This is a genomic window from Bdellovibrio sp. HCB288 (assembly GCF_047305935.1).
Classification (GTDB): domain Bacteria; phylum Bdellovibrionota; class Bdellovibrionia; order Bdellovibrionales; family Bdellovibrionaceae; genus Bdellovibrio.
Map to the genome: position 1 here is coordinate 529,258 of NZ_CP178619.1, position 13,813 is coordinate 543,070.

Genomic DNA, 13,813 nt, shown 5'->3' on the forward strand with positions numbered 1-13,813 from the left:
AATTTAAGCTCCATGAGTCGTGACGACTAAGGCTTTGAGGTCTAAATTCTTTGAATTAGCTAAAATCGAAAGGATTTAGATCATGAAAGCTCCAGTACGTGTTGCAGTCACAGGCGCTGCAGGCCAAATCGGTTATGCCCTACTATTCCGCATCGCAAGTGGCGCGATGTTGGGTGCAGACCAACCAGTAATTCTTCAACTTCTAGAGATCCCAGACGAGAAAGCTCAAAAAGCGCTTAAAGGCGTGATGATGGAGCTTGATGACTGCGCGTTCCCTCTATTGCACTCCATGATCGCTACTGGCGATCCAGCTGTGGCATTCAAAGATGCTGACATCGCTCTTCTTGTTGGTGCACGTCCTCGTGGCCCAGGCATGGAACGTAAAGATCTTCTGACTGCAAACGGTCAAATCTTCACAGTGCAAGGTGAAGCTATCGGTAAACACGCTAATCCAAATGTAAAAGTTTTGGTTGTTGGTAACCCAGCAAACACAAACGCTTACATCGCGATGAAATCTGCAATGAAGCACGGTCGCGTAAAAGCGAAAAACTTCACAGCAATGCTTCGTTTGGATCACAACCGTGCATTGTCACAGTTGGCTACTAAAACTGGCAAACCAGTTGCTTCTTTCAAAAAAGTTGCAGTTTGGGGTAACCACAGTCCAACTATGTACCCGGATGTTCGCTTTGCAACAGCTGACGGTGCAAAAGTTCCTGAGTTGCTAAAACTTGGCACGACTGAAGGTGATGCTTGGAATAAAGACACTTTCATTCCTGTAGTTGGTAAACGTGGCGCTGCGATCATTGAAGCTCGTGGTTTGTCTTCTGCAGCTTCTGCGGCTTCCGCAGCTGTTGATCACATCCATGACTGGTGGTTGGGCACTAATGGCGAGTGGGTTACTATGGGTATCCCTTCTGACGGTTCTTACGACATTCCAGAAGGCATCATGTACGGTTTCCCAGTGACTTGCAAAAACGGCGAATACGAGATCGTTAAAGGTCTTGAGATCGACGCTTTCTCTCGCGAGAAAATGAACAACACATTGAAAGAGCTGACTGAAGAAAAAGACGCAGTCGCTTCAATGCTGTAATTCAATTTAGTCAGAACGATTAAATAAAAAAGGCCGAAGTTTTTAACTTCGGCCTTTTTGTTTTAAAAACTCAAAGAATCTATTTTCGCTTTTTGTACTTCTTGCGAACGGCGTAGGCACCATCAACGGAAGCTTTCGTATTCACAAGACCTTTACCAGTCTGATTCGGAATCTCCGTCTTAATCGGAGTGGCCGTGCCCTCCATGATTTGACGAGTCTTCCAGGAGGTAATGCCCGGAGCTATGGATCTCATCAGCGCCACAACTCCCGCCACATAAGGGGATGCCATGGATGTCCCGCTGAATTCGGCGTAATCAGCCCCTTGGATCTCAAGACGCACGCTCAAAGCCGGGGATTTCACCAAGTCGGCAAGCAATGCCTCACCCGCGGTTTTCTCAACCATGATCACAGGAATTTTGATTTCATTTGGGTCTTCGCTCAAAGAGCCACTCACCAAAGCCCCGTCATTATTGCAAATGATCAAAGCGGTCGCCCCAGCGTTTTGGGCATTTTTAATTTTATCCAGCAATGGCAAGTTGCCACGTTTTACGACCATGATTTTACCGGCAACAGAAACCTTCGCCAATTCTTCAACAGTGCCGTATTCAGCAAATACAGAAGATTGCTTCAAGGCAGCCAATGGCACTCCACTGAACGTCACAGATGGCAATACTTGGAATGATCCGTTGGAGCTTTGGAAGCTTGCCACAGCCACGCGGCCAGTGCCCAGCGGAACAGAGGAACGGATTCCTACGCCCGGAGCCATCAAGTCCAATGCGTGACTCCAGTTTGAAAACTCAGCACGTTTACCGTCAAAGTCAACCGCACCCACACCGGATACACCTGGGTATCCCGCTGGCAATGGAGTTACTTCACGTCCGTGATTTCCCATAGCAGCCACAACCGGAATTTGCTTTCCATCCAGTTGCTTTACCATGAACGATTCAACCACACTTCCAGACCCACCCAATGACATGTTCACCACGTCCACATCTTCGCGCAAGGCCCATGACAACGCCTTGGCAACAGCATCCGATGAACAACCCTTGGCACCGCAGACTTTGGCAATCAAGAGTGTCGCCTCTGGAGCAACACCCAAAGCTTCGCCTGTAGAATTACCGGCGATAATACCCGCGACATGGGTTCCATGGGCTTCTGTATCAGTAACGTCCTGAGGATCACCGTCAGTGAAGTTACGAACCTGCTCAATGCGTCCTGCGAATACGGGGTGATTTTTATCGATGCCTGAATCGATCACCATCACGCGTGCACCTTTACCACGAGTCATGCCCCACGCCTCCGGGGCTTTGATCATTTTCAGGCCTTTGGAAACTGGCGCTTCATTACTCATCAATGTCATTCTGGCCAAGCCAGACACCGGAGTTGGCAGGATCTGCACGCGTGGAGCTGCGAATGTTTTTTTAGATTCAATAAAAAGAAGATCGCGGCTGTCAGCGAAACGCAGAATTTGTTCTTTGCTATCCGCTTTAACGATCAAAACTTTCATCTCAGCCAGATCATCCTGAAGCTCCAAGCCTGGCAAGTGCTGTGCTTGAATTGTGGCTTTGAATTCCTGTGCACGCGCCGGCTCTTTAAATGACATCAAGAAAGTAGCAGCGTTCGCCGAAGAAATCGCGAACAACAAAGCAAATGTGATCAGTGCAGAATATTTCATTTCAATTACTTACTTTCTTTTGCAGGTGAAGATGTGGCGAATATGCATTGGTGCGCGGTCCGGGCACGAAGTCATTGTTACGTCATCCATGATGATATCATCACCCTTACGTGTGAAAACCGTGATGGAATCAATTTCCAATGGCAGTGATGGACAGATGGCGGAGGAGACTTGAGTCTGCATGCGAGCGCGCAAATTTTCGCCCTCACAGGAAGTCGTGTAGGTCGTTGGGAAACCATCACCTTTGTGACGAGTCTCAGGAATTCCGTTCGCAACAAGCTTGGTGCCGTTAATTTGATAAATGACCTGGCCCTTTTCAGCGCCCTTGCTAATGATAAAAGAATTCACCGGACCTGAATCAGAGACGCAATCAAAATTGCCTCGCAACTCAGGACACGCAAACGCCGGAACAGCCAATGAAACGATAAACAGATTTAGAATAATTTTAACCATGCGCAGGGACTAAAGGTTTGGCGAAACGTTGTCAATAATTGCAGGGGAATTCCTGGAATTGACACTCAAATGGCGTTAATTACTGCCCTACCGCCACAAATCGCTGCGCCTTTATCCTGCGCGACTCGACGCGCCACAATGACTACATCGCATCCTTTTGGATTAGAGAGAGCTAGTCGAAAAGCTCCTCAAAAAATGATTTCTTACGTTTGTACTTGTAACCATCGCCATAAGAAGGCGCCGAATACTGAGTCTGCTGTTGTTGATGTTGGGGACGCTGAGCACTCTGCGCAGAAGCCTGGGCTTCTTCTTTTTGAGAGCGATCCAAAATTTTATCCAACTCACCCTTATCCAGCCAGATGCCACGGCACTCAGGGCAGTAATCAATCTCAACACCTTTGCGCTCACTCATAACCAGATCTTTATCTTTGCAATGTGGACACTTCATAACGACCTACCTTTCATTCGACATAAGATAACAAAGAAACAGTTCATCGAAATAATAGATAATTTTGATGAAGATCTTTGTTTAAAAGAATGAATTAGAAAACACTTTCAAAATACAACCCGGACTTAAGGTCTTGTTTGTAAAACTGTAAGTAATTATTTGGCCTCTGCAGAACCTATTCTGATCGGGCATAACTGCAAAGAGGTACTTATGACCCGAAGGCTCGCGATATCTGGATTGCTATTGCTCACTTTGGCCTGCACTAAAAAAGTGGAACCTCCAGTGCAGCTGGTACCCGAGGTGACGACAATAAAGGTGGGTCCGCGCGATATCCCCCTGACTCGAGAGTACGTCGGACAGATTTCTGGTATTCGCGATATTCAGGTTCGGGCCCGGGTCGGTGGCATTCTTTTGAAGCGCTACTACCAAGAAGGGCAAAAAATAAAAGCCGGCAGTTTGCTGTTTAAAATTGATCCCGCACCCTACGCAACCGCAGTTGCCCAGGCCAAAGGAGAAGTGGAAATTCAGCGTGCACGCTTGATCAATGCCAAACAATCCATGGATCGTATTGTGCCACTTTATAAAGAAAATGCCGTCAGCCAAAAGGACCGGGATGATGCTGTGGCATTCTACAATGGTGCCAAATCAGCATTCGATGCCGCCAAAGCGAAACTCGACGAGGCCAAACTGAATCTTAGCTACACCGACGTCACCGCACCCATCGATGGATACGCCAGCGCAGAAACAGTCGCTGAAGGCAGCCTGATCGTCGCAAATTCGGATAAGTCACTGCTCACTACCATTTCCCAAACAAATCCTGCCTACGTGAATTTCAGCTACACGGATTCTGAAATGCTGGAACTTCGTCGCCTGGCCGCTGAAGGAAAGTTAGGACGCCCCGAAAGCATGGAAAAAATTGAAGTTCAAATCAAGCTCGGCGATGGGGAGTTTTACCCTAAGGTGGGGTTCCTGAACTTTAATGACCAAATCGTCGACACCTCCACAGGAACAGTCAAAGCCCGCGCAAGCATCGACAATGAAGATGCCTCCTTGCGCCCGGGTCAATTTGTTCGCGTCTATATGAAGGGCTTCATCATCAAGAGCGCCATCGCCATTCCGCAGAAGGCCGTTGTGCAAACTCAGAATGGACCGGTGGTCTTCACGGTGGACGGCGAAAGTGTCGCCCGCCAAGTGGGTGTGGAGCTGGGACAGGAGATTTCCAGCAGCATTCTGATCAATCGCGGTTTGCGGGGCGGTGAACTTCTGATTGTCGAAGGCGCCGCGAAAGTTCGCAATGGACAAAAGGTGAAGGTGGTCAGCGGTACAGCCATAGCCAGAAAATAAGGTAAAAAAATGTTTTCAAAATTCTTTATCAACAGACCTGTGTTCTCGGCCGTTATCTCTTTGCTCTTTATGATTGCGGGTTATGCCGCGATCAAAGCGCTGCCCATTTCTCAATATCCTGAAATTGTGCCTCCCCAAGTCTCGGTCACCACGAAATATCCAGGGGCCTCTGCGGAAACCATCTCCTCGACTGTTGCCGCCCCCATCGAACAGCAGGTCAACGGTGTTGATAACATGCTTTATATGCAGTCCACCAATTCCAGCAATGGTGACATGATTCTGACTGTGACTTTTGCGATCGGTACAGATCCCGATCAAAACACCATCAACGTTAACAACCGTGTGCAAATCGCCATGCCTTCTCTTCCCGAGGAGGTGCGCCGTCAAGGTGTCACCGTTAAGAAAAAATCTTCGGCGATTCTGCAAATCATCGGACTGCGGGCACCGGACCTTCGCTACGACTCCGTCTATATCAGTAACTACGCCCTGATTAACGTCCTGGATGAAATTAAAAGAATTCCGGGCGTGGGTGATGCCTCGATCTTTGGAGCCCAGGATTACTCCATCCGTCTGTGGATGCGTCCTGATCGCATGGCGCAATTGAAAGTGACCGCCACGGATGTAATCAAGGCGGTCAAAGAACAAAATGCCCAGTTTGCCGCCGGCAAAGTCGGTGCGGAGCCCCTGAACAACACTGTGGACTTTACATTTACAGTGACCACTCAAGGACGCCTGGATAATCCAAAACAATTTGAAGACATCATCGTTCGCTCCAACCCCGATGGTTCCAAACTTCGGCTGAAAGATGTGGCGCGTGTGGAACTGGGCGCACTCAGCTATGACGTTGCCACCAAATGGAACGGCAAACCCGCGATCGGTATCGGGGTTTACCTTGCCCCGGGTGCCAATCAAGTTAAAACAGCGGAGCTGGTGAAAGAAACCATGCACACCATCTCCCAAAAATTCCCACCGGGTTTGGCCTACGATATTCCCTTCGACACGACAAAATTCATCGAAGTTTCCATTGCAGAGGTTATTAAAACTTTGATGGAAGCCATGATTCTGGTCTTCTTGGTGGTTTACCTTTTCCTGCAAAGCTGGCGCGCCACTTTGATTCCGTGCCTGGCCGTCCCCGTTTCCATCATCGGAACTTTTGCCGGCATGTATGCCCTGGGGTTTTCGATTAACACTTTAACCCTTTTCGGTCTGGTCCTGGCGATCGGGCTTGTCGTCGATGATGCGATCGTCGTTCTGGAGAACGTTGAGCGGATCATGCGCACGGAAAAATTAAAGCCCAAGGAAGCCACGATCAAAGCCATGGAAGAGGTCACCAGCCCCGTCATTGCGATCGTGTTCGTACTGTGTGCAGTATTCATTCCCGTCGCCTTTGTGGGTGGTATGGCAGGGCAAATGTACAAGCAGTTTGCAATCACCATCGCCGTTTCTGTTGCGATCTCGGGACTTGTCGCCCTGACTTTGACACCCGCATTGTGTGCTTTGATTCTGAAAGATGAAATTCATGATCCCAACAGATTCTTCCGCGGGTTTAACAGGTTTTTCGACCGCATCACCTCAGGCTATGTCAGTGGCGTGACTTTCTTCAACAGACGTTTCATGATCAGCAGTGCCCTCTTCGTCGCCTGCTGTTTTGGAATTTTCATGCTCTTTAAAATCCTACCCAGCGGACTGGTCCCCGAAGAGGATCAAGGTTATGTTTTTGGTGTGCCAAATCTGCAAGACGGCGCCTCCTTATCCCGAACCGTCAAAGTCACCGATCAGCTGGACACCTTCACCACAGGCAACAGCAATGTTAAGGACGTCTTTTCTCTCTCAGGATTTGATTTAATCACTGGTTCCAACCGCACCAACACCGGCACCAGCTTTATCACTCTGAAAGACTGGAAAGACCGCCCGGATCCAGACCAATCCGCCAGCGCTATCGTGAAAAGTCTTTTTGGGCTGAACCAGATTATTCGTGATGGCAATATCATCGCCTTTAGTCCTCCGGCCATCGTCGGCATGAGTACCACCGGGGGACTTGAATTCTACCTGCAAAGTCGAGGCGGTGCTGATAGTAAAACTCTGGCGATGACCACCACTAAGTTTATTGATCAACTTCGCCAAAATCCCGCCGTGGGATCAATCAGTTCCAACTTCAGCGCCAATATTCCGCAATTGTTTTTGAATCTGGATCGCGAAAAAGCCAAGGCCTATCAGGTTCCAATCAACACAGTCTTTGACGCCATGGCCGCCACCTTCGGCAGTTATTATGTGAACGACTTCAACAAATTCGGACGAACGTTCAAAGTCCAATTGCAGTCTGAAGGGGAATACCGATCCCGTCCGGATGACATCCGCAATATCTATGTACGTTCCGACAATGGCAACATGGTTCCCCTGACTTCGATTCTGACTGCTCAAAGAGTCACCGGACCGGAAATCGTTGAGCGCCTTAACATTTTTCCTGCAAGTCGTATCATCGCAAGTCCCGCACCGGGATACAGCTCCGGTCAGGTTATCAAGGCCGTTGAAGCAGCGTTGGCACAACATCTTTCCGCAGATTATGGCATCGCGTGGACCGGAACCGCATATCAAGAAAAACTCACCGGTGGTGCCTCAGCGACCGTTTTTCTATATGGTTTGATCTTCGTGTTTTTGATTCTTGCCGCCCAATATGAAAAATGGGGTTTGCCGCTTTCAGTTTTGCTATCCGTGCCCTATGCCCTCCTGGGCGCCTTGGCTGCCAACTGGCTTCGTGGACTTGAAAACGATGTGTACTTTCAGATTGCCCTGGTCACTCTGATCGGTTTATCAGCCAAGAATGCCATTCTGATTGTCGAGTTCGCGGTCGAGAAAATGCACGAAGGACTGGACGCCACACAAGCCGCCATCGAGGCTTCTCGCTTGCGCTTTCGGCCAATTGTGATGACGTCGTTGGCATTCATTCTGGGTGCGGTGCCATTGGCTATCTCCAGCGGCGCCGGTTCTGCCAGCCGTCATTCCATCGGAACAGGAATCATCGGCGGCATGCTGGTCAGTACTTTTGTGGCAACCTTCTTTATTCCAATGTTCTTCGTGGTTCTGACATCTTTCAAAATCAAAAAATCTAAAAAGCACAAGACTGCTCATCCAGAGCCGGTTAAACCTGCCGCCGCGGGAGGAACCAAGTGAAATCCAGATTGGTTGAGATTATTGTCACCTGCAGCCTCGTGGCATCCTGTGCCGTGGGTCCCGACTACAAAAGACCCGATTCAAGACTCCCTGCAAGCTTGCCACCCACCCCAGTACCCACTACTAAAATCGATGTTGATTGGTGGAAGCAATTCGGAGATCCCACGCTTTCCCAACTGGTGCAAGCAGCTCTTGAACACAATCTGGATTTGCAAATGGCCTTGGCGCGAGTCGATGAAGCCCGCGCAAGACTGGGAATTGCGAAGTCGGAATTCTGGCCATCATTGGACCTGCGCGGAGATGCGGGTCGTGAAAAGGTCAGCGAGACCGGTCCCACTTTGCTGACCCCCGGTGCAGAGAGCACAACAAACTTCTTTTCGCTGGGTTTGATTCTTAGTTATGAAATTGATTTCTGGGGAAAAGTTCGTCGCAGCAACGAGGCTGCTCGCGCCCAGCTACTACGTGAGGATTTCAACCGGGTGAATGTGCAATTGACGATTGTCAGTCAGGTTGTCAGCGCCTACTTCGCTTTAAGGTCCCTGGATCTGCAACACAGTATTGCAATGAATACCGTTGAATCACGCAAAGGCTCTTATGATTTGATCTACAAGCGCTTCAAGGGCGGAGTGGGCAATGAGCTCAACGCCCGGCAAGCAGAAGCAGAAATGCACTCTGCCCAATCTTCGGTTTACAAACTGGAAGAGCAAGTATCCAGAGCTGAAAGCTTTCTTTCCGTTCTGATTGGACGGGAGCCTCGTGAAGTTATTGAGTCTCCAATTGCCCGAGGCCAACGTTTGGATGAAATCGCGATGCCACCACAGCTACCGGCGTCTTTACCTTCTTCTGTGCTTGAACGAAGACCTGATATTGCTGCTGCTGAACAAAATCTTATTTCAGCAAATGCTTACATCGGGGTTGCCAAAGCGTACTACTTTCCAAGCATTTCGCTGATCGGTGGATTCGGATTTGAAAGTGCTGAGTTAAAAAACCTTTTTAACAGCGACTCCCAGAAATGGGCTTACGGTGCCGGAATTTCCATGCCTATCTTTAACGGAGGCAAAACCGGCCATATGGTCGAGGCTGCGACAGCCAGACAGAAGGAAGCTGTAGCACGATACCGCCAGGTCATTCAGAATGCCTTCGTTGAGGTTCGCGACTCGTTACAAAGATACAAATCTTATCGCGACGTGATTGTGGCGCAGAAACTGGAAGTCACCGCCGTTGAACGAAACCTTTACTTGGCAAATCTACGCTACACCAATGGGCAATCACCCTACCTGGAGGTACTGGATGCCGAACGCCAGCTGTTTGATGTGCAGCTGGATTTAGTCAGATCACAGCAATCACAACTTATAGCGGTGGTGGATCTTTATAAATCCCTCGGTGGTGGTTGGGAGCAGCCTGAAAAGAAGTAGTTAATTTCGCTTTTGGATTTTCCTTGGTCCAAGCCTCCACCAAACGATATGCCACCGCCAAGGTCATTGGCCCGATAAAGAGCCCCACCACACCGAACGCCAAAAGCCCACCGATGACGCCTGCAAAAATCAATAGCAGCGGCAGATCAGCCCCACGTTTGATCAACAAAGGTCGAATCACATTGTCCATCAAGCCAACAACGAATGTCCAAGCCAGCAAAATCGATCCGGCCAGACTTTGATTATTTTGAAAAAGCCAGGCAACAGCACCCAGCATCGGAAGGATCGGGCCTATCTGCGCAATACACAGAACCAACATTGTCGCCCCAAGGATCCCGACATATGGTACACCTGCAACCCACACACCCAATGTTCCCAACGTTGTTTGCAAAAGGGCGGTAACCACTATTCCCATGGCCACTGATTTCACCGACTGTCCGGCAAGAACCACTGCGGACTCTCCTCGATCACCATCAATGCGTCTGAAGAACATGATGACACCTTTTGCTGCAAATTCACCTTTCGCATACAAAATTCCACTTAGAATTGTTGTCAGTATAAGATGAACAAACAGGAGGCCCGTGCTTTGAGCGGCCGCTGTTATTAAACCAAAAATCCGACGCAAATGAGGGCGCAGAAGTTCGGCCAGCGCGCCGGGTCCCTTTTCTGCAACGGCATTCCAGTCATTTGCAATGCGATCGCCAAAGGGAAGTTGAGCGAGGCCTGCGGGGGCCATCGGCAATGTATAGTCTTTAACACCTTTAAGCCAGTTATAAGCTTCATCAATGTGGGTAAGTAACACATAACCCGTCACCATCAATGGCAATATCACAATCACCGACATCACCAGCATCATGGCAACCACTGCGAGCTTGCGACTGCCAAATTTTCTTTCCGCTTTAACCAACAGAGGCCACGTCGCAACCACAATCATCGTTGCCCAAATCAGTGATGGCAAAAATGGTGTCATGATCCAGAAACATCCTACTATAAGTAGCAGAATAAAAATGGAAGCGAATAAACTTCTGGCCAGTCCCCATTCGGTATTCATAGTTTTCCTTTCAGAATTAGAACTGTTTACCTAGCATGAAATAGAAACTCCACACTTCATTGTCACCGTAGGCGGTTGCAAAATACATCGGCCCCAGGAAACTATCATAGGCAATATACATGGTTCCCGAGTAGTGCCATTGGTCCGCGAGTCTTTCATCAAAGTAGTTAAATACACGCCCAGATTCCGCCGCCACACCCCAATAGCTTCCTGACAATAATCCCGTCGGGTGATAGTACTGAACAGATCCATAGGCCAACTGATCCCCGATCAATTCCTGATAATGAAAGCTGGAAAGATTTAAAAAGCCCCCCAGCCAACTCACATCTGCCAGCACCGTACTGTCACCCGATGAAGTTTGCCCCTTCACTGTAATCTGAACTGCACCTTTGCCGGCTCGGAAGGCGTCGCGAAATTGCAAACCATAAACTCCGTAATTCTTAATGTCCTCGGAGGCCCCCAAGGAGTAGTAGCCATACAAATCAAAATACTGACCGTCTGTAGGAAAGAAGTAGTTATCCAACTGATCATAGAACAAGTTCAATCGCAGTCCATAATCATAGGTTCTGGAGTCTGGAAGAACCGCGGGCCCGATGGATTGAGAAGCCCGATAGACATTGTATGATGGACCGAAACGCAACTCTCCAAATCTGGAGCCGGCACCGATATCAACGCCCGCGGTGAGTTTTGAGTATTGGTACTTGGCGACCTCTTCACCATCCTGCCAAATCGCAAGTGGCAATCGATAGTATTTAAAATGTGGAGCAACAAATCCGCTCTTACCTACCCCCAGCGGCTGATAAAATTCGGTATTGAATCTGGAGGAGTTCCCGGCCTGAAGAATCGTTTTCCATTCAGCACCCAACGAGTTCACCCAGGTGCGACGATACATCGCCGTCAAATTCCATGGATAGGAACTTTCAAAATCAGTTCCCAGACTTAAACCAAAATTCAAGTAATTCGGGCCCCAGCTTTTTTCAATTGGAAGAACCAGCAATTCCTGCCCAAGAGGTCCGTCGTGAAGCTCATAGTCCAACTGACTGTAGTCACCGGTCGCATAAAGGGACATCAGCTGATCATGGAATGAATCAATCGGAAAAGCCTCGCCAGTTTTGACCTTCAGCTCCCCCACCAAGGTTTGCGGATTAACCCAGCCACTTTCCCCGACCGAAACTTTCGCAAGTGACTTTGGCGTGTACTTTTTCTTTTCCCGATCCGCCTTCCACTTTGCGTACTCAGACTCAGGAAGTGAATACCGCGCAAGACCCGGCATGGCCTTCTGAGCAGCCTCGGCCCCCGCTTTGATCAACGGCTCACTTTTGCCAAAATCCGTGGAACCAAGATCTTTAAACACTGGACTGATCAAAACATCTTTGGCAGTCAGACTTTTTAGCTGTGGATGCACGTTTTGAATCATCATCAACCGGGTGTACTGATCCATCACAGAAAAAATGCTGCCAATTTCTTCCTGTTGCAAAGGTGCGGAACTAACATCAACGACAACAACAACATCCGCACATAGTTGTCTGGCAGTATCCACCGGCAAGTTTCTGACAAGACCACCGTCAGCCAGAAGGCGCCCCTCGGAAGGAACCGCCGGAAAGACCCCAGGCACGGCCATACTCGCTCTCATCGCGGTCACCAGGTCGCCATTTCCCAGGACAACCATTTCGCCATTGACCAAATTTGTAGCTATGGCCCGATAGGGTATCGGCAGATTGTCAAACTTCGGATAAGTTGATCCGTAAGTTAACGTCCGCAGAAAATACTCAATTTCCTGAGTACTGATTGCAGCTCTTGGCAAAAGAACTTGTCCTTTGTCGCTCAACCCCACTTCCACGCCAAGCATGGATAGTGAATCATCCTGCTTGCGACGAAATGGGAAAGCTTTACGCGGCGGTCGCGCCAAAAACATTCGCGACCAATCCGCTGCCTGAATATGTTCTTTCATCTCCTGAGGAGTGCGACCGACGGCATATCCAGCCCCCACCAACGAGCCGATACTGGTGCCAACAATACAATCAACGGGAATTCTATTTTGTTCCAAAACTTCCAGAACACCAACGTGGGACAAACCCCGTGCTCCGCCTCCCCCTAAAACCAAACCAATGCGCGGCCTTTTGGTCTCTGCTGCATAGGAGATCCAGGGAAGAAAGAAAATCACCACCAGAACGTATGAAATAAATCGCATGCCTCTTAGATTTACATTCGGAATCAGAGCCGGCCTTAAAAAAATATTTCAGCTGCAAACAAACATGTCTTCTATGGTTGGGAACTTAAGGATACTTTTCCAATCCAAGCAATCTTGCCCGTCTGATCTTGAATAGGAAACACTGTCGAATGATAGTGATGGACGCGTCCTTGCACCATAAGGACTTCAGAAAAAGTCATCGCCTGACGTGAGGTACTGACTTCGCGCTCTTGTTCTGGCGTAACAAATAGTCCTGACATTTTGAAATGGCTTCCAGGTTGGCCCACGATGCATTCCCGCTCAACCCCAACCACGCCTGCAAATGCCGCGTTGCAATTCGTGACAACACCGCCAGCCTCAGAAACCACCAACAAGAAAGGCGCAACATCCAAAACCTGTTGCACGCGCAACTGAAAATTGCGCTCATCTGTCACATCTCTGGCTGATGCAAAACGAACCCCCAACTCCAGATCTGCGGCTGCACTCCAGCTCAGCGTTCTGTAATCCCCAGTCGCTGTACGATATCGATTCTCGAAGCCCACCGAGCGAATCCCCATGTTCAGAGTTTCAATATTTTTCCGGGTTGCTTCCCTGTCATCGGGATGAATGAATTCAACAAATGGCGTGCTTAACAAAGTTTTCTCGCTGTGCCCCAGGGATTTCACCAAGGACCGGCTGACTTTCTTAAGCAACCCATCCTTACCGGCCACAGCCATCAGATCACTGGAAATGGAAAAAAAACGATCCAGGGTGATTCGGGAGCCCTCGGCCTCCAACACGCGTGTGTGCAGTTGCTGGTATTCTCTCAGGGCCTTCTCCGATTCCAGATTTGAGGCGTGGCAGGTTGCAATCGCCAGACAAGACAACGCAGGAATCAGAACAATGAATGCCACAAACTGGGAGGTGCTAAATTCAGGAAAGAGAATGATTCCGGCGGCAAAAAGCGCCGAAATCAGCAGAATTGCAATGAGCGAA

General features: G+C 49.1%; 10 protein-coding genes. 4 read left to right on the plus strand and 6 right to left on the minus strand.

What is annotated here, in order from left to right:
- The first annotated feature begins 82 nt into the window (after window positions 1–82).
- Entirely contained in the window at window positions 83–1,090 is a 1,008-nt protein-coding gene (locus tag ACLVWR_RS02590; protein WP_340596441.1) for a malate dehydrogenase, read from the plus strand.
- 79 nt (window positions 1,091–1,169) lie between these two features.
- On the opposite strand, the gene ACLVWR_RS02595 is transcribed toward ACLVWR_RS02590, so the two are convergent.
- The 3 genes from ACLVWR_RS02595 to ACLVWR_RS02605 form a co-directional block, all read right to left on the minus strand.
- Window positions 1,170–2,765 carry a S8 family serine peptidase gene (locus ACLVWR_RS02595; protein ID WP_413582395.1) on the minus strand — a complete coding sequence of 532 codons (1,596 nt, stop codon included), beginning with the start codon at window positions 2,763–2,765 and terminating at the stop codon, window positions 1,170–1,172.
- A 9-nt stretch (window positions 2,766–2,774) separates the two neighbouring features.
- Window positions 2,775–3,218, minus strand: coding sequence for a hypothetical protein (locus ACLVWR_RS02600; protein WP_413582396.1), 444 nt, complete (start codon window positions 3,216–3,218; stop codon window positions 2,775–2,777).
- A gap of 172 nt (window positions 3,219–3,390) precedes the next feature.
- Window positions 3,391–3,666 carry a zf-TFIIB domain-containing protein gene (locus ACLVWR_RS02605; protein WP_413582397.1) on the minus strand — a complete coding sequence of 92 codons (276 nt, stop codon included), beginning with the start codon at window positions 3,664–3,666 and terminating at the stop codon, window positions 3,391–3,393.
- A 210-nt stretch (window positions 3,667–3,876) separates the two neighbouring features.
- Here ACLVWR_RS02605 and ACLVWR_RS02610 point away from each other — a divergent pair, with 210 nt between their 5' ends.
- Genes ACLVWR_RS02610 through ACLVWR_RS02620 form a run of 3 tightly spaced genes read left to right on the plus strand, consistent with a single transcriptional unit; the run spans window position 3,877 to window position 9,596 of the window.
- Complete coding sequence (locus ACLVWR_RS02610) at window positions 3,877–5,010, plus strand: efflux RND transporter periplasmic adaptor subunit (protein WP_413582398.1); 1,134 nt, start codon at window positions 3,877–3,879, stop codon at window positions 5,008–5,010.
- 9 nt (window positions 5,011–5,019) lie between these two features.
- Complete coding sequence (locus tag ACLVWR_RS02615) at window positions 5,020–8,181, plus strand: efflux RND transporter permease subunit (protein WP_413582399.1); 3,162 nt, start codon at window positions 5,020–5,022, stop codon at window positions 8,179–8,181.
- A complete protein-coding gene (locus tag ACLVWR_RS02620; RefSeq protein WP_413582400.1) occupies window positions 8,178–9,596 on the plus strand; it encodes an efflux transporter outer membrane subunit in 1,419 nt (472 codons plus the stop codon). Before ACLVWR_RS02615 ends, ACLVWR_RS02620 begins: the two co-directional genes overlap by 4 nt.
- Here the strand turns inward: ACLVWR_RS02620 and ydiK are convergent.
- The 3 genes from ydiK to ACLVWR_RS02635 form a co-directional block, all read right to left on the minus strand.
- A complete protein-coding gene (gene ydiK, locus ACLVWR_RS02625) occupies window positions 9,532–10,647 on the minus strand; it encodes an AI-2E family transporter YdiK (protein ID WP_413582401.1) in 1,116 nt (371 codons plus the stop codon). The two genes, ACLVWR_RS02620 and ydiK, sit on opposite strands and share 65 nt — an antisense overlap.
- Window positions 10,648–10,663: 16 nt before the next feature.
- Complete coding sequence (locus tag ACLVWR_RS02630) at window positions 10,664–12,838, minus strand: patatin-like phospholipase family protein (protein ID WP_413582402.1); 2,175 nt, start codon at window positions 12,836–12,838, stop codon at window positions 10,664–10,666.
- 71 nt (window positions 12,839–12,909) lie between these two features.
- On the minus strand, window positions 12,910–13,731 hold the full coding sequence (locus ACLVWR_RS02635; protein ID WP_413582403.1) for a PAS domain S-box protein: 822 nt from the start codon (window positions 13,729–13,731) through the stop codon (window positions 12,910–12,912).
- Between the last annotated feature and the right edge of the window lie 82 nt (window positions 13,732–13,813).

Coding starts and splice junctions, on each gene's coding strand:
- ACLVWR_RS02590 (WP_340596441.1), top strand. CDS start 83: ATGAAAGCTCCAGTACGTGTTGCAGTCACAGGCGCTGCAGGCCAAATC.
- ACLVWR_RS02595 (WP_413582395.1), bottom strand. CDS start 2,765: ATGAAATATTCTGCACTGATCACATTTGCTTTGTTGTTCGCGATTTCT.
- ACLVWR_RS02600 (WP_413582396.1), bottom strand. CDS start 3,218: ATGGTTAAAATTATTCTAAATCTGTTTATCGTTTCATTGGCTGTTCCG.
- ACLVWR_RS02605 (WP_413582397.1), bottom strand. CDS start 3,666: ATGAAGTGTCCACATTGCAAAGATAAAGATCTGGTTATGAGTGAGCGC.
- ACLVWR_RS02610 (WP_413582398.1), top strand. CDS start 3,877: ATGACCCGAAGGCTCGCGATATCTGGATTGCTATTGCTCACTTTGGCC.
- ACLVWR_RS02615 (WP_413582399.1), top strand. CDS start 5,020: ATGTTTTCAAAATTCTTTATCAACAGACCTGTGTTCTCGGCCGTTATC.
- ydiK (WP_413582401.1), bottom strand. CDS start 10,647: ATGAATACCGAATGGGGACTGGCCAGAAGTTTATTCGCTTCCATTTTT.
- ACLVWR_RS02630 (WP_413582402.1), bottom strand. CDS start 12,838: ATGCGATTTATTTCATACGTTCTGGTGGTGATTTTCTTTCTTCCCTGG.